We start from the raw sequence: 19,818 nt of genomic DNA on the forward strand, positions 1-19,818 counted from the left end.
AGTCCGGGAGGAGCCGCCGCTGTGAAGCAATCCAAGATTCTTATCGTTGAAGATCAACAAACAATCAGGGAAGCATACGGTGAGCTGCTGGAGCATGCAGGGTTTCTGGTCTGTACAGCAGAGGACTACGACTCGGCAATCGCACTGATAGATGACTCGATAGACCTTGCCCTGCTTGATATCCAGCTGGTTGGAAAGTCGGGCCTGGAAATCCTCAGCTATATCCGCGGGCAGCAGCCTGCCTGCCCTGTCATTATGATGTCCGGCTACGCCGACAAGATAAACACCATTGAAGCCTTGCGTCAGGGCGCTGTCGAGTACCTGGAAAAACCGATTAATCCACATGAGTTGGTGCACAGCGTCAAACACTGGCTGGATTTTCGCAATCTGAAGCTGGAGAACCAGCGGCTACAGGATTTTCAGGCCATGCATCAACGGCTGCAGGAAAGTGAGGCGCAAATCCGCAAGGTCAACGAGCGATTGAATTTTTTACTCACCTCAACCGCCGCAGTCATTTATGCCTCGGATATATCCGAGCATTATGCCACGACGTTCATCAGCGATAATATCGAACGCCTGAGCGGCTACCCGGCCAATACCTTCACCGCCGAGGCGGATTTCCGCCTGGAGTGTGTACATCCGGATGATCTGGCAATGGTTCGTAACGAACTCAAACTAGCCCTGGATCGAGGCAGCAGTCGTTTTGAATACCGTTTTCAGCACAAGGACGGCCACTACTTCTGGGTAGGCGATGAGGTCAGGGTCGAGAAAAACCGGCATGGGCAGCTGGAGTTTCTGGGTTTTATGGCCGACATCAGCGAACACAAGCAGAATGAAGAGAAGGTCATCCAGATGGCCTATACCGACCTGCTTACAGGCCTGCCCAACCGCAGCCTATACTTTGACCGCCTGAAGCAGGCGATTGCACAATCACACCGCAATCATACAACGATGGCTGTACTGTTTATGGATCTGGACTATTTCAAGCCGATCAATGATGAGCTGGGTCACGAATGGGGCGATCAGGCCCTGATTGAAGTTGGCAAGAGGCTCCAGGGTTGCATTCGCGAGACCGATACACTGGCAAGGATCGGAGGCGATGAGTTCAGCATCATTCTGGGCGACATTGCCTCTGAACAAGCCGCCTGCCGTATAGCCGACAAGATCATTTCCTGCATCCAGGAGCCTATGCTCCTCAACCATTCCAGCTATGTGCTCGGTATCAGTATTGGTATCCGCATTGAATCTTCTGATTACAGCGATGCAGAAACCTTCATGCGGCTGGCTGATGATGCGATGTATCAGGCCAAGGAGGCCGGGCGCAACCGTTGTTGCGTTTACCGCGAGTCCGGCGATACGCAGCTTCAGGGTCTGCACAGTGAACTCGATATGGAAAAAGCCCTGCGTCAGGCTCTGATCAATAATGAGCTGGTGGTTTACTATCAACCCAAGGTGGACCTGAAAGAAGGATTGATCACCGGCACCCATGCACTGCTGCGTTGGGATCGGGGCAGCGAAGGCATGCTACAGCCCGCCCAGTTTCTGCCATTGGCCAACAAAACAGGGCTGATTGTATCGATCGGCGAATGGGTGCTGCGTCAGGCCTCTGCCCAGATCAGAGCCTGGCTGGATGCGGGGCTGCAGGTCGTACCTGTCTCGGTAAACGTAACGGCTGAGCAGTTACGACATCCTGATTTCAGCCGACTGGTAGCAAGTATTCTCGATGAGTGCGCTCTCGCGCCCAACCTGCTCGAGCTGGAGGTCAGTGAGGCTGACCTGATGCGGCATGGCTCCTTTCTCACGCAGGCGCTGCATGATCTCAGTGATGTGGGTGTGAAAATAACCATGGGTAATTTTGGTTCCGGTTTTTTCTCGCTGGAGTCGCTGAAGGCGATGCCGATACACGAGTTGAAGATGGATCGCGCACTGATCGGAAAAATCGGGCACGCCGGAGACAGCGGTCAGGTCGCCAATGCCATTATTGCCATGGGGCATATCCTGAATCACCCGGTCGTAGCTGAAGGCGTGGAGACGCATGATCAGCTCTCATTTCTGCGCCATCATAACACCGATGGTATGCTGGGCTATCTCTCCAGCCCACCGGTCACGGCCGATGAAATCACGTCGCATCTGACAAAAAGAGCATCACTGCTGGACGGCTGGATCAACAACCTTCTCTGATAAAATCTCTGATAAAAGCTTCGTCAGCAGTGCCCGAGTACCGATCTACCATGCCTATGTACAATCTATCTCGCCAAAGTCCGCTGCAAAGAAAGGCTGTCATCTTTGAACACGAGCATCGAAGGGAGAGGAACGGCGTCAAACGGACAGGGCGCGGTAGCCCTGTCCGTTTTTACACGTCTTAGCTGCGGCTGGTAACTTCCAGCAGGTGATAACCGAACTGGGTTTTAACCGGTCCCTGTACGGTGCCGACTTCAGCAGAAAATACGACCTTGTCGAACTCCGGAACCATCATGCCCGGACCGAATTCACCCAGATCACCGCCGTTACGGCCGGAGGGGCAGCTCGAGTGCTCTTTTGCCACTTCGGCAAAGTCTGCGCCGCCTTCGATCTCTGCTTTGAGTGCTTCGCACTGTGCTTCTGTATCCACCAGAATATGGCGTGCTGTTGCTACGGTCATTGTTTCACCTCGTCATAAGTTAGGCGGACCCTAACAGCTCAATGCTGCGCTGAAAAACCGTACTCAAAATCGAGAAGCTTCTTTTTCCACGCCAGACCGCAGCCAAAACCGCCCAAACCGTCGGCCGCAACCACCCTGTGGCACGGTATCAGAATAGGTAGCGGGTTTGCCCCCAGCGCCTGCCCCATGGCACGCGGCGCTGTGTTTAGCTGACCGGCCAACTGCCCGTAAGTACGCACCTCGCCGAAGGGGATGGCCAGCAAGCCGGCACGCATTTTCTGCTGAAAGGGTGTGGCAGGCTTTGCCAGCGGCGGCAGTTCGGTCGCCTGCCCGGTGAAATAATCGTGCAACCACTGCGCGACCGGATCATCGCTGCAGCTCAGCGCCTTGGTATCCGCCGTCAGTTCCAGGCGGACACAGAGCTCTCCGTTCCAGTCGTAAGCGATTGGGCCCAGCGGCGAGTCGAAGCGGTAAAACATGCGCATAGCATAGCAGCTGGTTAGCCTGCTGGCATGGACTGGCCCCTCTTCTTTTCGGCACTGATCTCTTCGACGCTGTTTCCCGGCGGCTCGGAAGCGCTGCTGCTCTACCGCCTGAATGAGGGCGGCAATGCCGTAACGCTGGTGCTGATCGCCACCGTCGGCAATGTGCTGGGCAGCCTGATTACCTACGCCATGGGACGGCTCGGCAACGCGGCGATGCACAAAAAATGGCTGCGTATCTCGGAGGCGCAGAGCGAGCGGGCCGAGCGCTGGTTTGCAGCCTACGGCAAGCCTGCACTACTGTTTGCCTGGCTACCGGTTGTCGGCGATCCGTTATGTCTGGTGGCAGGCCTTTTGCGCTGCGGCATCGTGCCATTCCTGATTCTGGTCACCATCGGCAAACTGGCCCGCTACGCCGTGCTGGCCCTGCCCTTCATTTGACCTGCACTACTGCTTGCCGAACTGAAAAAACAATGGATGCAGGATGCCGGGGTTCGCGAGGCCTACGATTCACATGCCTATGAATTTGAAATCGCCCGCTCCCTGATTGAAGCAAGGACCGAAGCAGGATTCACACAGGCCGAAGTCGCCAAACGTATGGGCACCACCCAGTCAGTTGTTGCCCGCATCGAAGGCGGCGCTCAGCAGCCCAGCATGAAAAGCGTGATTCGCTATGCCACAGCCATCGGCGCGCACCCCGTCCTGCAATTGATGCGGGAGAAGCCTCAATAAACCTGCTTCAGACGTAAGGTTACAGATTGTGACCTTACGTTATCGAACGCCTCCCAACTGCGCTAAGCAGTCAAATCGATTGGGTTGCTACAATAATAGACTAGGCACCTCAGCTTACTCATGAGGCTCCTTTCGTATAGCGCCTCGCATCAGCGGCAAAGTGCGCGCGTAGCGAGCACTTTGTCCGACTGCATGCGTTTGTTAGCTGCATTAGTTGAATCCGTCTTTTGGGACACATGCTGTAACAAACAGCTTCCCAAAATCTGTTAACTGAATTTTTGTTTCTCTACGTGTGCCAATTTGATTTTGAGGGTTGTTGCCTGGTTCATATATGGGCGTTTGTTTCAGTACTGGCCAATTTACAAGTGACATTGATTCAAGGTGCGCATAATAAATACTTAGTGCTTCAGGATTAGCTAGATGCTCTTCAGGAACTGTGCTTGTTTCGATTTGACGATTTACAAACCTATTTTCCCTTTTATTAAGGTCCATCGTGTCAACAATTTCAAAGTCAGAACTATTGAGAGCCTGAAGCATAAATGCTTCATCTGGAGATAATTGCCCGATAATATATCCAAATGCTGGGTGTACCTCTCCAATAGTTTCTTTATTAGATGCCTTAATTAACAATTCCTCAAACATAAGCCATAAAGGGTTGCTTACGTCTAGGTATTTCATTTTTTCTATGCAAACGGAGGAAAGTTCCGCAGGTATTTCAATAAGGTTTTCATCTGGAACAGATCGGTTTAGCTTTTCTAAAAAACTAGCAAAACGATCTTGAAACGATGCGGCGATTTGGATAGGTGCAAGGATCAAGCGAGCTGTTTTTGCTAGATCTTGACCCAGCTTCCCAAGTTCTATTGCTGCTGGACTTACACCGTCATCGTAAACCTTCTCAGCTACCTTTGAATTTATTACTTTTTCAATAACATCTATGTCGTTAGTCATAATTTCTCCAAGGCAGCTAACGTCGCAAATCACCGGCAGCCACAAGCTGCATAGCGAGGCACGAGCGACGCAGCTTTTGGCTGTCCGAGTGCATTTGCCTTGTTATACCTTGTTTAGTTTTTGTTGTAGCCAAATTTGCCTCTCGAAAGAAATACCTCTTTCCAGTAGCTTTCTCTTTCAATTATTACTTTGTCATCTGCTTTCATTGGACGATATTCAAGGAGTGATAATCTGAAATTGTCTTTCGCATAATCAAATCCTTCCGCTTTAATTAGTTTGGTAAGTTCGTCATTCCAACCATGCCCTGTACCAATATAGCAACCCCACCTCGACCAAATTCCAGAGTCACCGTAAGCAGATCCAATATACTTTTTACCATTTGATTTATCTGTTATTACGTAAACACCTTTTACATTCTTTAATGCTGCCTTCCAGTCTGCATTTTCATTTTTAAATATTGGTATCAATATATTGAAATCATGATTTATGTTTTCATATCCAGGAAACGCCTCTCCTGAATAAGGCTGTTTCAGTATTTCTGAGACTTTCATTTTACCTAGATGATGTTCCAAGAAAAAAGCTCTTCCTCTAGATGGTTTTTCTAATTTTATTTTTAGTCTTCCAATATAATCAGAATATTCCTTTAGCTCCTTTATTTCATAGCTATGACTATCAGGAATATCGTTTCTCTTAACAACCTCATAGATACCGCCAAACAACCACATATTATTTTCAGGGTAAAAGTCTATCAATGAGAATATATATTGGCGGGAAAATTCGTTTTTACTATTTCTCCAAGTATTCCAACCAAACCATTCCTTCTTGTCTCTCACATAAACGTCAAGGGGCTGATCACCACCATTCCAACGGGCAGCATGAAATTTGTATTTATTCGGTTCTTCAATTCTGATGATATTGGTGATTGGAATGTCGCTCATTCATGCTTCCTTTTGGGTATAACGTCCGAGCTGTGCTGCCGGAGAGAAGCGCAGCGTAACGAAGGTCAGAACAAGCGACTTGTTATAACTTGTCACTGTTCACCTTCATCTACTTTCCTTGCAACTTCAATTTGAGCACGTAATTCCTTAACCCTAAACTTTGTGGATTTGTATTCACGCCCAAGGGTATCTGATACAACGAAGCGAATTTCGTCTGAGTCCTTCAAATGACGACCAATTTGTGACTCAAAGTCGTTAAGATTGAGATCATTTTTAAATACGCCGCCTGATTCTAGTTTGAATGGGTATTTGTTGGGATCGTTGACTTTAGCTGGATGAAATACTTGCTCACCATTAATTTTGCGAGAGATCCATATTTTAGGCTTTTCAATGAAGCGTTGAGTGGAACCTGTATTTTTAACTTTGACATAAATAATAGGTTTCGTGCCAGGTAAAAATTTATTTCCTTCACTAATTAATTCATGAGCAAAACCATGCTCAACAATTATCCTTGTTTTTGTATCGGCCAGTCGATTACGAAAAGCAAAAAGCAGCCCTAGAAAACCTATGCTAGCGCTAAAGATTATGATGTGGATTTTTTCGATTATTGGGAATTCCATAAGAGTTCAATTATGAGTTATAACGCCGCATTCAGCGGCTTGTCCGCTGTAATGCTTTGTTATGTGATACTTTGTAGTGGCGCATTATTTCCCGTCCCTTTCGTTGATATGTTTTTTTGTTTCCTCTGGAACCACGTCGGAATAAAGCAGATCAAGTTCCTTTGGCTTTGAAATCATCTCATCGGCTATAAAATTAAGAACATGGAATAGCCTCAAGGCGATTTCTCGACCATCTTCGAGGTCGATCTGACCCGGATGCACTGCGTTATTACCGACCACGCGAAGCAAATCCAACGCCTGTTGAATCTTTGGACTCAGTCCCTCTGCAACAAGAGCCTTAATATCATTATTGATGTTCTTTCCAGATTTGCCGAGCTGCTTAAGTAGTAACTGCAAGGCTAACCTCAATAACGCTGTAGCACCTTTAGGTGAATCAACTACGATGGTTGAGGCCTCAACGTACAAATTCTGGATCTCTTGATCCATGTCCGCGTTAGGCGGAGCAACAGGCGTTTTCTTTGGGTATACGATTTCTTTTTCTACCCAGATTGATATATCTCCGCATGCTGAACAAGTGGCTACAGAAAAATCATCCGGGACAAACTCTGACATATGCCGATTGTTCGCTGATTCTACTTCCCCGATAAAACCCTCAATAGCCTTTTGTTGGTAACCTTGGATATGTTTTCTGTAGTCATAAAAGACATGCTTTAAAATATTATTTGCTGCTCCACTAGCATTGTCGACATCAAACCACCGTTGCTGCGATGCAACCAGACAATGTGGGCATTGAAATTTGTCACTTTTGAATTTTGGGGAAAGGTCCAAAATCTAGCTCCTATTCATTTGTGCACATAACTTATTAATGAGTATAAGTAGCTATTTGGCCGCATAAATAACTCCCCATCCGGATTCGAGCATAGGCTGTATTAGTAAAACCGTCAAAGATCTGTTGAGGGTTATACAATTGCCCTGAAATAACCGTGTTAAGTATAAGTATATATAATCACGATATTGAATATACGTTACTATGTATAACGATTTATATGGTGGCCGAAAGCGGCCCTGAAAGGTCGGGGTTGGTCTGAAGCGGTCAGGAAACGGCCTGTAGCCAGAGCGGCAGGGTCAGCAGTGAGAGCAGCGTGGTCAGCGTGACGGCCTCGGCATAGAGCGCGACATCGAGCTTGAAGCGATCGTAGGTCACAAGCCCCAGACCATCGTTGTCCACTCGCCTCATGAAGCCCTGCCTGAATCCAGATCTTCCAGTTATCGGCGGATCAATTGCCTTTCAGTGCAAGGCGTCTCACGGAAGCTCTCAACATTATCACTGCGCTTGCATCAGGAATGCTTCGCTAACCCATACATGCGTTGCTTGAGCGCCTTATTGGCGCAGGCTGACTTAGTTGAACAACCATTGCCGGATGAGCTTTGTAAAGTGAGGCATAACGACATACACCATTAAAAACACCACGATTCCTGTCACTGCGAGTGTAGTAATAAAGTTGTTGTCTGGTACGCCCATATGCCGTAATACAGGCACAATAAGCAAAGGTACTCCTAACACCAGAGGGTAGATGGCAGACCATGTAACCAGACACTGCTTCCAGCGCACCGGCACCTTTGCCTGCGCCCCCGCAGGAGTGAACCAGAAATCCAAACCACTACTGACGAAGAAGTCATCGCCCGTCACGAACAGTGGGCGCACCTTTTCGATTAGGCGGGCCCGAGTCGGAGAATCCATCCACCCCTTTAGATGTGCCTCGGTATCGAATCGAATAACGACCGTATAGGTTTCCGTCAGCCCGGGAATCGGGCGGATGATGTGCCAGTCCAAGTGACCCGGGAACGCTTTGCAAAGAGGCGCAATTTCTTCGAGCCACTTTTCGTATTCGGCATGTTTATCGTTACGCAGTCTATGCGTAATGACAACTGTTGCCCCTTCGAAGGACTCCGCATCAGAGGGTGAAGCTACAGTCATAGAGCCTCCACTTTCATGATTCCCGAATTATAAATTGAACAAATCAGGAAACGGCCTGTAGCCAGAGCGGCAGGGTCAGCAGTGAGAGCAGCGTGGTCAGCGTGACGGCCTCGGCATAGAGCGAGACATCGAGCTTGAAGCGATCGCAGATCACAAGCCCCAGCACCATCGTCGGCATTGCGCCTTCGATGACCACCGGCGCCAGAAATTTATCCGGCATGCCGACGCCGATGGCGGAGCCCCATGCAATCAGCGGCATCAGCAGCAGCTGAATCACCATCACCGGCAGCAGCACCGGAATACGCGGCAGCCAGCCGGCCTGCCAGCGCAGCGCCATGCCCACCGAAAGCAGCATCAGCGGCACAACCGCCGCGCCCAGTGTGCTGAGCGATTCGCCCAACCATGCGGGCATCGGTACGGCAAACACGCTGAGTATCAATCCTGCCGCGGCCGCCCAGATCGCGGGCACCCGCAGCAGACTGACCAGCGGGTGCATCCCCTCACCAGCCGTACCGTAATAGCGGGCCAGGATAATGCCGACGGTAAACAGCAGCGGCGTGCTGGCCAGCAGATCGAAATGGATGGCAACCACCTGCGCCCAGCTGCCGAAGGTCTGGCTCAGGACAGGCAGGCCGAGGTAGGAGAAGTTGCCAAAGGCGCAGGCGAGCAGCAGGGCGCCGACAGCCTTGTCGGGCGTGCCGGGCATAAAGGCGCGCACCAGCTTGCCGTTGCCATAAAGTAGAAAGGCGGCCAGCAGCGATAACAGTACGGAGAGCGCGGCAACGATCGGTACACGCAGCGTATTTAGGCCGACGGGGAACTGCCAGAGCACATGCAGTACGAGCGCGGGTAAAAAGATATGGTAGACAGCCTGAGCCAGATGGCTGCGCATGGTTTCAGCGGATTTTCCGCCGAGCACCAGACGCCAGACGATACCGGTCAGGATAATGGCGGCCATACCGAACAGGACATTGATCATGGGCAAAGCCTACATGGTCGGCGACCGACTCACTATGCTATTTACCCCTGATGAAAGTACATATTACACTCTGTAAGTGCGTTGCAGGTCCCGTTTGACGTCGCGCTCTTTGATGGCCGCACGTTTATCGTGCATCTTTTTACCGCGGGCCAGGCCGACCTCCAGCTTGGCATAGTTGCGCTCGTTGAAATAGAGCTTCAGCGGCACGATGGTCAGGCCGCTCTCCTTGAGCCGGCCGACCAGACGCTCGAGCTCCCGCTTATTCAGCAGCAGCTGGCGCGAGCGGGTCGGGTCCGCCGGGTTGTTCATCGCGGCAGGCTTGTAAGGGCTGATATGGCAGCCGATCAACAGCATGCGCCCGTTACGGATAATGCAATGCGCCTCGGCCAGGTTCGCCTGGCCCAGCCGGATAGATTTCACCTCCGGCCCGGTCAGCATCATGCCTGTCTCGAGGGTTTCCAGAATATGATATTCGTGCCGTGCCCGGCGATTCACAATGGCCATGTGCGAATGCTAGCCTGAATTACCCGACTGACCAGACATATTCGTTGCTATCGAAGGCGTGGATCAGTAACCGCCCCATTGCGATTTACGACGCACTTTCAGCCGGGGCAGAATCAAACCCAGCAGAATGCCAAGCAAAATCGCGCCTCCTCCGAGCATAAACCAGCGCTGCTGAGCGCCACTACGAATGTCCCGGGTCTGCTGACGCAGCGACTCCAGCTCGGTCTGGGCTGTGGCCGTGGAGGCCTTCAAAGCCTTGTTCTCTTCGGCAATCTGCACGGCATTGGCGGCTGTCTTGCGGATACGGCTCAGCTCATCCTCCAGCTTGGCTTTGACATCTTTTAGCTGATCCCGCTCGGCTTCCACCTGTTTTTTCTGTTGTATCAATTCATTGAGCTTGGTCAGTTTCAGCTCGGCCGCGGCCAGTCGGTCACGGGCGGCCGGCGTGCTCATCAGGTAGCGGCTGAGAATCCAGCCCTCCTTGCCGGTTGGTGTGCGGATGCGCGAATATCCGGACTCCGCCTGCTCCAACACATCGACAGCCATGCCACTGGGCAGCATGCCTATGATCTTGAATGATGTGCTCTGACCTGAACGCATAGGCAATGTTGCCTGATCCACGATATAGCGCGTGTCAGCCAAGGCTGTGGTGGCGCAGGCCAGCAAGCCGATAATCACAAATATTAATCTCATTGAAACTCCCCATTCGAACTGTTTCAAGCCAATGATACTTCGGAATAAAAAAGCGGTATCGCTCATATACAGGTTGCCTTCGCGCTAAAAACACAACTGCCAGCCCGAGCTTGTGCCTGCATAGCAGCACGCCATTATTCAAACTTGGTTCGCAATGGCAAAGCATTATTGGATTTATTTGTCATATGTTCAATGTTTCACTCCCCATAGCCGGGTAAAAATAGCCACTGTATTGGATATACTCCTTGCTGAAACGGATATTCTCAACTAAATTGCAGCTGTCGGGGAATTTTCAGGGAGTGTTCATAACAATGTACAAATTTAGAAGTGTTCTGTTTTCTTTATTATTGATGTTGTCCTCTTGTAGCACCATTAATGCCATATTCGGTCCGTCCGAGCCTGAATCGACAGCCGCTCCAGCCGGCGATCAACAGCTGGCCAGCGAAAATGAGCAGCTGGGAGCAGAGGTTGCCGCTCTACGGGCGGAACTGAAGCAAGTGAATCAGGATATTGCCGATAAAAAGGCTCAGGCAACGGCGAGCCCTAAGCCTGAGCGAGTGGCCACACCGGTAGATCGCCTGTGGGTAACCGTATCTTTCCGCTCCGGTTACATGGAGCTGACGCGTGAATCACGCAAGGCCCTCAGCCGGCTGGCTAAAAAGTTCCTCTCCAAACCAAGAGAGCAGTCCATTGAGGTGCGCGGGTACACCGATGATGAGCCGATCGGCGGCTATCCCGGACACAGGCATAAACCCCATCATCCGTACAAAACCAATATGGCATTAAGTCATGCGCGTGCAACAAATGTGGCGCAAGCACTGATAGATGCATGCATACCTAATGATTCTGTCCGCGCGCTGGGGTTTGGCGCCAGCAATTATGTGGCAGACAATGCTACCGCAGAGGGGCGACAGAGAAACCGGCGGGCGGAAATCCATCTGGTAAGAAACTGAGTTCCTCACGCATAGTTACAATAGCCCGGTCGATACCGGGCTATTTTTTTAGCTGATTTTCACCTGCAGACCGGAGTGATTATGACAGAAGAGATACACAACAAACCCTATCAGAACATTGCTGTTATCATTGCCACCACCGCACTTGTTCTCGCGCTCGTTTCCGGTGTGGTCAATTACCGGCAGAATAATCTTGCCGGACTGGAAAGCAGCCTCAGAGATACAAAAGATCAGTTACAGCTGGCAAAAAATGATCTTACGGATATTAAGCTTAAAACCATTCAACAACTGGTGGATGCCGAGCTGGCAATCAAGGGACAGGAGCGCCTGAAAAAAGAGAACGGCAGCCTGCGCGAAAAGCTTGATGATGCACAGGCACGTATTGCCGCTCTTGAGGCTCGGATCAGAAAACTGGATAACAGGCTAACCGCACGCGCTGCCAGAAAGAGGGCGCCGGCAGCGGCTGCACACAAAGGTGCGGCAAAGACTGCCGCCAGCGCTGCAGCGACGGCTGCGTCGGCTGATCTGGATATTTATACAGCCAATATAGCGCCGGCGCTGCAGCAGTCGGTTGCTCAGGCGCTTATAGAGAAGGGGTTTAAGGGAAAGTACCCCCCGCCATCAGAAAAGATGAGCATGGCCAATATCACAACTGTATTTTACTATGATAAAAGCTACAAAGGCGTGGCCGAATCACTGCTGGCAATACTGGCCCGTGTCACCAGCGCGAAGGTCGTACTTCGCAAGGGCTCCAGCCCCTTCGCCAGGAACAAGATCATTGTACACATGATCGGCAAGTGAAGTAGACCGCCTGCCCCACGAAAACGTGATACGGGTCATGGCGGCATTCTATCATCAGCTGCAGCCTGATGAGCCGGTAACATCATAAGGAGAGTGCTATGCAATCGTTAATCATTCGAATGAGTACGCTGATTCTGCTGGGCGGTCTGTTTTTCATGCCTGCCGCACATGCCGCCAGCAAGGCTGAAATCGATGCCAAGGTCAAAGCCACCATGACTACATTTTATTCGCAGGTGAAGTCGGGTAAGGAGCTGGCACAAAAGTCCGTGGCCATCCTGGTTTTCCCTGAGGTATTCAAGGCCGGTTTCGGCGTGGGCGGCGAATTCGGTGAAGGCGCGATGCTGGAGCACGGCAAGACCACCGGTTATTACAATACCGCAGCAGCCTCGATCGGTCTGCAGATCGGCGCGCAGGTAAAGTCGCAAGTCATCATGTTCATGACCCGTGACGCGCTCAAGGGATTCAAGGCAAGCAAGGGTTGGAAGGCAGGCGTAGACGGAAGCGTGGCGCTGGTTACCGTCGGTGCCGGAGGCGATGTGGATACGGAGACGGTAAAAGACCCGATTATCGGCTTCATCTTTTCGAATAAGGGCCTGATGTACAACCTGACCTTCGAAGGCAGCAAAATCACCAGGGTCAACAAGTAACCCAAAGAGCTTCAACATCAAGGAGGCGCCCCGAAAGGGCGCTTCCTTTTTTATCTCCCTGCCCATCACACCCGATACGGTGGCGGGGCGATAGACGTCAGATCGCCATGTCGGCCGAAATAACCCTGATTTGCATATACTCTTTCACATCCTTTTGCACTATACTTGCTTGCCGAAAGATGCACGGACACCCCTGATGGGAGAGTAGCGCTATGACTTCGAAAAAATATATGACAGGCAATCTGGACCTGACCAAACATGATGCCGGCACCGGCGCTCATCGCTCACGCAAACCGGTATATATGGATTTTCTGCCCCCCTGCAATCACGCATGCCCCGCAGGTGAAGACATACAGGCCTGGCTGGCACTGGCGCAGGCCGGCGAATATGAGGCTGCCTGGCAGAAGTTACTGGAAAACAATCCATTCCCCGCGATTCACGGACGGGTCTGCTACCACCCGTGTGAAACAGCCTGTAATCGCGCCTATACAGATCAGGAGGTCAGCATCCATGCTGTTGAACGTTTTCTCGGTGACCTGGCCATGGAGAAGGGGTGGCAGCCGCAATTTGATGCTCCGCCCGGCGGCAAGCGGGTATTGATTGTCGGGGCAGGCCCAAGCGGGCTTTCAGCCGCCTATCACCTGATCCGGCTGGGCCACACCGTAGAGATCCGGGAAGCAGGCCCCGTGGCGGGCGGTATGATTCACTTCGGCATCCCTGCCTACCGCATGCCCCGCAAGGAGCTGAATCAGGAGGTACAACGCGTGGTCGATATGGGTGCCGTCATCACCCTGAATCACCGCGTTGACGATGTGGAGAAGGAGCGGATCGAGGGCGGCTTTGATGCGGTATTTATCGCGGTCGGCGCACACCTGAGCAAGAATATCGATATACCGAGCCGCGATGCGCGCAAGATGCTCGATGCGGTGAGCTTTCTGAAAAGCGTGGAGAATGGAGAAGACCTGCATCTGGGACGCCGGGTGGCCATTTACGGCGGCGGCAATACAGCCATGGATGCGGCGCGTACGGCAACCCGTCTGGGTTGTGAAGCCGTGATTATCTATCGCCGTGACCGGGACAATATGCCGGCTCACGATTTCGAAGCTGAAGAGGCGCTGGAAGAGGGCGTGAAGATCAACTGGCTGCGTACAATCAAGGAGATCGACAATACAACGATGACCGTTGAGGTGATGGAGCTGGATGAAAACGGTCGTCCGCAACCAACCGGTAAAACCGAGACACTGGAGGCCGATGCGCTGATTATGGCCGTCGGTCAGGATACCGATACCGGCTTTCTGAAGCAGGTGGAAGGCATAGAGTTCGACTGGGACGGCACGGTCATTGTCGGCCCGAATATGATGACCGGCGCCGAAGGCATTTTTGCCGGGGGCGATATGGTGCCCAGCGAGCGTTCGGTAACCATCGCCACCGGTCACGGCAAAAAAGCAGCCCGCTATATCAATGCATGGCTGCGCGGCGACAGTTACCAGCCGGCAGCAAAACACCCGATTGTCGAACACGACAAGTTGCACCTCTGGTACAGCACCGAAGCGCCAAAACGGGCACAGGGTGAGCTTTCACCCGAACAACGTCTCGGCGGTTTTGAAGAGATCCTGCAGGGGTACAGTGAAAAAGAGGCACTGTTTGAAGCCCGGCGCTGCCTCTCCTGTGGCAACTGCTTCGAGTGTGACGGCTGCTACGGCTCCTGCCCGGAGGATGCGATTATCAAGCTGGGCAAGGGCAAGCGCTATCTGTACGACTACGACAAATGCACCGGCTGCGCCTCCTGTTTCGAGCAGTGTCCGTGCCATGCCATTGAGATGGTCAGCGAAGATGCTGTCCAGGCAGACCAGGAGTAGGGGGTGGCGACGATGACGGATACCAATAAAGCCAAACAGGTCACCTTTGACGGCGGCACCGGTGTCGCCCATATCGCCTATCGGGTCAGCGAAATATGCTCGATCTATCCGATCACCCCCTCCTCCGATATGGCCGAGCTGTGTGATCAGTGGTCAGCCCAGGGCAAACAGAATGTCTGGGGACAGGTGCCGGATGTCATCGAGATGCAGTCCGAGGGCGGCGCTGCCGGCACGGCCCACGGTGCCTTGCAGGCAGGCGCTTTGACGACCACCTTCACCGCCTCGCAGGGCTTGCTGCTGATGATCCCGAACATGTACAAGATTGCCGGCGAGTTGACCTCGACGGTATTCCATGTCGCAGCCCGCTCACTGGCCACGCAGGCGCTATCGATCTTCGGCGACCATCAGGATGTGATGGCGACACGCATGACCGGTTTTGCCATGCTCGCCTCGGCTTCCGTGCAGGAGGCACACGATTCGGCCCTGATCGCCCATGCCGCAACACTGCGTACACGCGTACCGTTCGTGAATTTTTTCGATGGCTTCCGTACCTCGCACGAGATCAATAAAATCAGCCTGATTCCCGATGAGCAGATCAGTGCAATGATCGATGATGAGCTGGTCTATGCTCATCGTCGTCGCGCACTGAACCCGGATAATCCCTTTATTCGCGGCACTGCCCAGAATCCGGATGTCTATTTTCAGGGGCGCGAGTCGGCCAACCGCTTTTATGATGCTGTGCCGGGCATCGTGCAGGAGACGATGGATCAGCTGGGGCAGCTGACCGGTCGCCACTATCACCTGTTTGATTATTTCGGCGCAGCAGATGCCGAGCACGTCATCATCATCATGGGCTCCGGTGCGCAGACGATTGAAGAGACCGTCAAGGTGTTGAATGCCTCGGATCAATGGGGCGGCGCCAGGCTGGGTGTGATTACCGTACGTCTGTTCCGCCCCTTTTCCCGCACCCATCTACTGGCAGCGCTGCCTGCGACCGTAGAAAAGATTGCCGTACTCGATCGCACCAAGGAGCCGGGTGCCGGTGGCGAGCCCCTGTATCAGGATGTCATGACTGCCCTGGCAGAATCGGTGGTATTGGGTGATCTGGCTCAATTACCGCGCGTGATCGGCGGCCGCTACGGCCTCTCCTCGAAAGAGTTTACGCCGGCCATGGTGAAAGGAATATTTGACGAGCTGGCCAGAGATCTTCCGAAAAACAACTTCACTATCGGCATTCATGATGATGTGACCCATACCAGCCTTATCTATGATGCCAGCTTCAACATTGAACCGGCCAATGTGACGCGGGCGCTGTTTTTCGGACTTGGCTCCGACGGCACCGTATCGGCCAACAAGAACAGCATCAAGATTATCGGCGAGAATACCGACCTGCATTGTCAGGGTTACTTTGTCTATGACTCCAAGAAGGCCGGGTCGCAGACCGTTTCCCATCTGCGCTTCGGGCCTGATCCGATTCGCGCCCCCTATCTGGTCGACTCGGCTAATTTCATCGCCTGCCACAAGGCCTCGTTCATCACACAGGTAAGGATGCTGGAGAAGGCAGCTCACGGCGCGGTATTCCTGCTCAACAGCCCGGCGCCTGCCGATCAGGTGTGGGACGAACTGCCAAACAACGTTCAGAAGCTGATGATCGAAAGAGATATCGATTTTTACGTCATTGATGCCTCTACCGTGGCACGCGATGCCGGCATGGGTCGTCGTATCAATACCATCATGCAAACCTGCTTCTTTGCCCTCTCCGGCGTGTTGCCGCGCGATGAAGCAATATCACAGATCAAAAAAGCGATTGAAAAAACCTATGCGCGCAAGGGCATGGATGTGGTGGAGCAGAACTTCAAGGCGGTCGATGCCGCACTCAGCCACCTCTACAAAGTGGAGCGCCCGGATTCGGTAACCAGCCATCGTGAGATGGACCTGATGGTGCCGCTGCGTGCGCCGCAGTTTGTGCAGGAGGTTACCGCACCGATGCTGGCCGGCCACGGTGATGACCTGCCGGTATCAATATTACCTGTCGACGGCACCTATCCCTCCGGCACGGCTCAGTGGGAGAAGCGTAACATCGCCGACTTCGTGCCGAAGTGGGAGCCGGATGTGTGTATTCAGTGCGGCAACTGCTCGTTTGTCTGCCCGCACAGTGTGATTCGCGCCAAGTTCTATCATGAAGATCATCTGGACAATGCGCCGGAGGGATTCCCGTCTGCACCGATATCGGCCCGTGGCTTCCCGGAAACGCGTTATACGCTGGAGATCTATCTGGAGGATTGTACCGGCTGTGAAATGTGCGTGAATGCATGCCCGGCCTTCGATCCGGATGATGCCACACAGACGCGCAAGGCAATCAACATGACCGCCAAGCCGGCCCTGATGGAACAGGGACTCAAGGATATTGAGTTTTTTGAAACCATCCCGGTCAACGACCGCGCTACCATTGATTACTCATCGGTGCGCGGCACTCAGTTTCTGGAACCGTTGTTCGAGTTTTCCGGCGCCTGTGCCGGCTGCGGCGAAACACCGTATGTACGGCTGCTGACCCAGCTGTTCGGGCCGCGCCTGCTGGTGGCCAACGCTACCGGCTGCTCTTCCATTTATGGCGGCAATCTGCCTGCGACGCCGTGGACGGTGAACAAGGACGGGCGCGGTCCCGCCTGGTCGAACTCGCTGTTTGAGGATAATGCCGAATTCGGCCTGGGCATGCGCATCGCTGCCGATCACCACACGCATATGGCCAAACAGGAGCTGCTGAAAATGCGTGACTCTCTGGACCCCTATTTTGTCGATGAGCTGATCAATGCCGATCAAAGCATCGGTTATGAGGTCACCCAGCAGCGCCAGCGGGTGGAGAAGCTGAAGCTGGTACTGGCAGGCATGGATGATCCGCGCGCCAAAAACCTGTTGACCGTCGTCGATCATCTGGTCCGGCGTAGTGTCTGGTTGATCGGTGGTGACGGCTGGGCTTACGATATCGGGTCATCGGGGCTGGATCATGCGCTGGCTTCCGGTCGCAATATCAATGTGCTGGTGCTCGATACCGAGGTCTACTCCAATACCGGCGGTCAGGCCTCGAAATCCACGCCGATCGGCGCCACCGCGAAATTCGCCTCCGCCGGCAAACCGGTGGGCAAGAAGGATCTGGCGCTGCAGGCGATATCCTACGGCAATGTTTACGTGGCCCGCGTGGCCATGGGGGGTAACCCCCAGCAGACATTGCTGGCCATGCGCGAAGCCGAAGATTATCCGGGACCGTCCATTATCCTTGCATACAGCCACTGTATCGCTCACGGTATCGACATGACACAGGGACTACATCAACAGGATATGGCCGTAGCATCCGGTTACTGGCCGTTGATCCGTTATAACCCGATGCTGCGCCAGGCCGGCAAGCGGCCGTTCGTGCTCGATTCTCCGCAACCGACGATGAAGGTGAAGGATTATGCCTATACCGAGATGCGCTACAAACTGCTGCAGAAAACGCATCCGGAAGAGGCCGAACGCCTGATGAAGCTGGCTCAGGAGTCCGCCGACCTGCGTTGGTCGACCTATGAATATATGGCCGGGCAGGACCCGTCTGAATTCCAGCCGATGAAATAATGGATTACGATATCCTCATTGTCGGATCCGGCCCTGCCGGACAACACGCAGCCTGGCAGGCAGCGCGCATGGGCAAACGCGCTGCCATTATCGAGCGCAAGCCGAGCATTGGCGGCGCCGGCCTGCAAACAGGCACGATTCCGAGCAAGGCGCTGCGCGAGGCGGCCTATCTCGCCTCCCGCTCCGGAGTGCAGGGGATGCGTGAGGCATCCACAGCCGCCCGCCACGGGGTACTGGCCGAAGCGGTGCGGCGCAAGGATATGGTAATCGCCCAGCAGGAGTCTGTGATTGTCAAACGCCTGCTCAAATCCGGCGTGGCGCTGATTCCGGGAGAGGCATCATTTATCGATGAGCATACGCTGGAAGTGGTAGATGCTAATGGTGCTTCCCGGCAGCTCTCGGCCGATGTGATTCTGCTGGCCACCGGCTCCAGGCCGCACCGACCGTCCGATATCCCTTTCGACAAGCAGACCGTACTTGATTCCACGTCGATTCTGAAGCTGAAGCGACTGCCGAAGAGCCTGCTGGTGGTGGGCGGCGGTGTCATTGCCTGTGAGTTCGTATCGATTTTTGCAGCGCTTGGCGTGGCCGTCAGTGTGGTGGATTCGCATGCGCAGCTGCTCGCCTATCTCAGCGAAGATGTCGTGGCGGTACTGGCTGAATCATTTGATAATATGGGCGTAGAGCTGCACATGCAGCAGCGCGTGGTGGCTGTACGCAGGGAAGAGGGCCGTACGCTGACGCTGCTGGAGTCGGGGCAAAAACTCTACTCCGAGGTCGTACTCTATGCGCTGGGGCGGGTACCGAATGCGCAGAGCCTGAACACACCCAAAGCTGGCATTACACTGGACCAGGGCTGGATTACCGTGAATAAACAGTTCCAGTCGAGCGTGCCGCATATCTATGCGGTGGGAGACCTGATCGGCCGCCCGGCACTGGCATCCACCGGTATGGAGCAGGGACGTGCCGCGGTGCTGCACGCCTTTGGCGGCAGCGGTCAGGCGATGCCGGCCAACCTGCCGATGGCCATTTATGCCATTCCGGAGATTTCATGGGTTGGCAAAACGGAAAAAGAGGCCAAAAGAGATCAAATTGATTATGTGGTCGGCCGTGGTTATTACAAGGAGAGCGCCCGCGGCCAGATTATCGGCGATGCCAATGGTCTGGTGAAGCTGATCGTCGATGCGCACTCACATCGACTCATCGGAGCCCATATTGTCGGAGAACACGCCAGCGAACTGATCCATACCGGTCAGTTACTGATGAACTTTAATGGTACCGTACACGACCTGGTTGCCAATGCATTCAATTATCCGACACTGGCCGAGTGCTATAAGCTGGCTGCACTGGATTGCCTGAGTCATTTAAGCCCCACTCCTGAACCGCTGTTGTAAGCCTCGTCACAGGCAGGATGCACTCCGGCGCTAGCGTGCG

General features: G+C 53.3%; 19 protein-coding genes and 1 pseudogene. 9 read left to right on the plus strand and 11 right to left on the minus strand.

The features are described 5' to 3' along the window. Nucleotides 1–21 precede the first annotated feature (21 nt). Complete coding sequence (locus tag SPV1_RS04090) at nucleotides 22–2,181, plus strand: EAL domain-containing response regulator (RefSeq protein WP_009849851.1); 2,160 nt, start codon at nucleotides 22–24, stop codon at nucleotides 2,179–2,181. Between the two features lie 181 nt (nucleotides 2,182–2,362). On the opposite strand, the gene SPV1_RS04095 is transcribed toward SPV1_RS04090, so the two are convergent. Together SPV1_RS04095 and SPV1_RS04100 are read right to left on the minus strand one after the other, a co-directional pair. After that, nucleotides 2,363–2,641, minus strand: coding sequence for a peptidylprolyl isomerase (locus SPV1_RS04095; RefSeq protein WP_009849852.1), 279 nt, complete (start codon nucleotides 2,639–2,641; stop codon nucleotides 2,363–2,365). Nucleotides 2,642–2,679: 38 nt separating this feature from the next. Further along, entirely contained in the window at nucleotides 2,680–3,120 is a 441-nt protein-coding gene (locus tag SPV1_RS04100) for a methylated-DNA--[protein]-cysteine S-methyltransferase (RefSeq protein WP_231288276.1), read from the minus strand. A 33-nt stretch (nucleotides 3,121–3,153) separates the two neighbouring features. Here SPV1_RS04100 and SPV1_RS04105 point away from each other — a divergent pair, with 33 nt between their 5' ends. Continuing rightward, the gene (locus SPV1_RS04105; protein WP_009849854.1) at nucleotides 3,154–3,564 is read left to right on the plus strand and encodes a YqaA family protein; all 411 of its coding nucleotides are present in this window, start codon (nucleotides 3,154–3,156) and stop codon (nucleotides 3,562–3,564) included. 36 nt (nucleotides 3,565–3,600) lie between these two features. Beyond that, on the plus strand, nucleotides 3,601–3,855 hold the full coding sequence (locus SPV1_RS04110; RefSeq protein ID WP_009849855.1) for a helix-turn-helix domain-containing protein: 255 nt from the start codon (nucleotides 3,601–3,603) through the stop codon (nucleotides 3,853–3,855). 210 nt (nucleotides 3,856–4,065) lie between these two features. Here the strand turns inward: SPV1_RS04110 and SPV1_RS04115 are convergent, their stop codons facing one another. From SPV1_RS04115 to SPV1_RS04150, 9 genes and pseudogenes are all read right to left on the minus strand, one after another. Continuing rightward, a complete protein-coding gene (locus tag SPV1_RS04115; RefSeq protein ID WP_009849856.1) occupies nucleotides 4,066–4,803 on the minus strand; it encodes an Abi-alpha family protein in 738 nt (245 codons plus the stop codon). A gap of 113 nt (nucleotides 4,804–4,916) precedes the next feature. Continuing rightward, on the minus strand, nucleotides 4,917–5,741 hold the full coding sequence (locus tag SPV1_RS04120; RefSeq protein ID WP_009849857.1) for a GIY-YIG nuclease family protein: 825 nt from the start codon (nucleotides 5,739–5,741) through the stop codon (nucleotides 4,917–4,919). A gap of 92 nt (nucleotides 5,742–5,833) precedes the next feature. After that, nucleotides 5,834–6,361 carry a hypothetical protein gene (locus SPV1_RS04125; protein WP_009849858.1) on the minus strand — a complete coding sequence of 176 codons (528 nt, stop codon included), beginning with the start codon at nucleotides 6,359–6,361 and terminating at the stop codon, nucleotides 5,834–5,836. An 84-nt stretch (nucleotides 6,362–6,445) separates the two neighbouring features. After that, nucleotides 6,446–7,189 (minus strand): DUF4145 domain-containing protein, encoded by a 744-nt coding sequence (locus tag SPV1_RS04130; protein WP_009849859.1) that lies wholly within the window; start codon nucleotides 7,187–7,189, stop codon nucleotides 6,446–6,448. Nucleotides 7,190–7,454: 265 nt separating this feature from the next. Then, nucleotides 7,455–7,574: pseudogene (locus SPV1_RS14285) on the minus strand (AEC family transporter); the annotation flags it as partial. A gap of 186 nt (nucleotides 7,575–7,760) precedes the next feature. Beyond that, nucleotides 7,761–8,339 carry an antibiotic biosynthesis monooxygenase gene (locus SPV1_RS04135; protein ID WP_009849861.1) on the minus strand — a complete coding sequence of 193 codons (579 nt, stop codon included), beginning with the start codon at nucleotides 8,337–8,339 and terminating at the stop codon, nucleotides 7,761–7,763. A 43-nt stretch (nucleotides 8,340–8,382) separates the two neighbouring features. Then, nucleotides 8,383–9,318, minus strand: a complete 936-nt coding sequence (locus SPV1_RS04140; protein WP_009849862.1) for an AEC family transporter — start codon at nucleotides 9,316–9,318, stop codon at nucleotides 8,383–8,385. 63 nt (nucleotides 9,319–9,381) lie between these two features. Continuing rightward, nucleotides 9,382–9,822, minus strand: a complete 441-nt coding sequence (smpB, locus tag SPV1_RS04145) for an SsrA-binding protein SmpB (protein ID WP_009849863.1) — start codon at nucleotides 9,820–9,822, stop codon at nucleotides 9,382–9,384. Between the two features lie 63 nt (nucleotides 9,823–9,885). After that, nucleotides 9,886–10,515 carry a TIGR04211 family SH3 domain-containing protein gene (locus SPV1_RS04150; protein WP_009849864.1) on the minus strand — a complete coding sequence of 210 codons (630 nt, stop codon included), beginning with the start codon at nucleotides 10,513–10,515 and terminating at the stop codon, nucleotides 9,886–9,888. 350 nt (nucleotides 10,516–10,865) lie between these two features. Between SPV1_RS04150 and SPV1_RS04155 the strand changes: the two genes are divergently transcribed. The 6 genes from SPV1_RS04155 (at nucleotide 10,866) to sthA (ending at nucleotide 19,778) form a co-directional block, all read left to right on the plus strand. After that, nucleotides 10,866–11,468, plus strand: coding sequence for an OmpA family protein (locus SPV1_RS04155; RefSeq protein ID WP_009849865.1), 603 nt, complete (start codon nucleotides 10,866–10,868; stop codon nucleotides 11,466–11,468). Nucleotides 11,469–11,549: 81 nt separating this feature from the next. Then, a complete protein-coding gene (locus tag SPV1_RS04160) occupies nucleotides 11,550–12,269 on the plus strand; it encodes a hypothetical protein (RefSeq protein ID WP_009849866.1) in 720 nt (239 codons plus the stop codon). A 98-nt stretch (nucleotides 12,270–12,367) separates the two neighbouring features. Then, nucleotides 12,368–12,916, plus strand: coding sequence for a BPSL1445 family SYLF domain-containing lipoprotein (locus SPV1_RS04165; protein ID WP_040881463.1), 549 nt, complete (start codon nucleotides 12,368–12,370; stop codon nucleotides 12,914–12,916). Nucleotides 12,917–13,128: 212 nt separating this feature from the next. After that, nucleotides 13,129–14,775, plus strand: a complete 1,647-nt coding sequence (locus SPV1_RS04170; RefSeq protein WP_009849868.1) for an NAD(P)-binding protein — start codon at nucleotides 13,129–13,131, stop codon at nucleotides 14,773–14,775. A 12-nt stretch (nucleotides 14,776–14,787) separates the two neighbouring features. Beyond that, the gene (gene nifJ, locus SPV1_RS04175) at nucleotides 14,788–18,384 is read left to right on the plus strand and encodes a pyruvate:ferredoxin (flavodoxin) oxidoreductase (RefSeq protein WP_009849869.1); all 3,597 of its coding nucleotides are present in this window, start codon (nucleotides 14,788–14,790) and stop codon (nucleotides 18,382–18,384) included. Next, nucleotides 18,384–19,778, plus strand: coding sequence for a Si-specific NAD(P)(+) transhydrogenase (gene sthA, locus SPV1_RS04180; protein ID WP_009849870.1), 1,395 nt, complete (start codon nucleotides 18,384–18,386; stop codon nucleotides 19,776–19,778). The genes nifJ and sthA overlap by 1 nt, the downstream gene beginning before the upstream one ends. Nucleotides 19,779–19,818: the final 40 nt, after the last annotated feature.

This window comes from Mariprofundus ferrooxydans PV-1, from assembly GCF_000153765.1.
Taxonomy (GTDB): domain Bacteria; phylum Pseudomonadota; class Zetaproteobacteria; order Mariprofundales; family Mariprofundaceae; genus Mariprofundus; species Mariprofundus ferrooxydans.

Coding starts and splice junctions, on each gene's coding strand:
- SPV1_RS04095 (WP_009849852.1), bottom strand. CDS start 2,641: ATGACCGTAGCAACAGCACGCCATATTCTGGTGGATACAGAAGCACAG.
- SPV1_RS04100 (WP_231288276.1), bottom strand. CDS start 3,120: ATGTTTTACCGCTTCGACTCGCCGCTGGGCCCAATCGCTTACGACTGG.
- SPV1_RS04105 (WP_009849854.1), top strand. CDS start 3,154: ATGGACTGGCCCCTCTTCTTTTCGGCACTGATCTCTTCGACGCTGTTT.
- SPV1_RS04110 (WP_009849855.1), top strand. CDS start 3,601: ATGCAGGATGCCGGGGTTCGCGAGGCCTACGATTCACATGCCTATGAA.
- SPV1_RS04115 (WP_009849856.1), bottom strand. CDS start 4,803: ATGACTAACGACATAGATGTTATTGAAAAAGTAATAAATTCAAAGGTA.
- SPV1_RS04120 (WP_009849857.1), bottom strand. CDS start 5,741: ATGAGCGACATTCCAATCACCAATATCATCAGAATTGAAGAACCGAAT.
- SPV1_RS04125 (WP_009849858.1), bottom strand. CDS start 6,361: ATGGAATTCCCAATAATCGAAAAAATCCACATCATAATCTTTAGCGCT.
- SPV1_RS04135 (WP_009849861.1), bottom strand. CDS start 8,339: ATGACTGTAGCTTCACCCTCTGATGCGGAGTCCTTCGAAGGGGCAACA.
- SPV1_RS04140 (WP_009849862.1), bottom strand. CDS start 9,318: ATGATCAATGTCCTGTTCGGTATGGCCGCCATTATCCTGACCGGTATC.
- smpB (WP_009849863.1), bottom strand. CDS start 9,822: ATGGCCATTGTGAATCGCCGGGCACGGCACGAATATCATATTCTGGAA.
- SPV1_RS04150 (WP_009849864.1), bottom strand. CDS start 10,515: ATGAGATTAATATTTGTGATTATCGGCTTGCTGGCCTGCGCCACCACA.
- SPV1_RS04155 (WP_009849865.1), top strand. CDS start 10,866: ATGTTGTCCTCTTGTAGCACCATTAATGCCATATTCGGTCCGTCCGAG.
- SPV1_RS04160 (WP_009849866.1), top strand. CDS start 11,550: ATGACAGAAGAGATACACAACAAACCCTATCAGAACATTGCTGTTATC.
- SPV1_RS04165 (WP_040881463.1), top strand. CDS start 12,368: ATGCAATCGTTAATCATTCGAATGAGTACGCTGATTCTGCTGGGCGGT.
- SPV1_RS04170 (WP_009849868.1), top strand. CDS start 13,129: ATGACTTCGAAAAAATATATGACAGGCAATCTGGACCTGACCAAACAT.
- nifJ (WP_009849869.1), top strand. CDS start 14,788: ATGACGGATACCAATAAAGCCAAACAGGTCACCTTTGACGGCGGCACC.
- sthA (WP_009849870.1), top strand. CDS start 18,384: ATGGATTACGATATCCTCATTGTCGGATCCGGCCCTGCCGGACAACAC.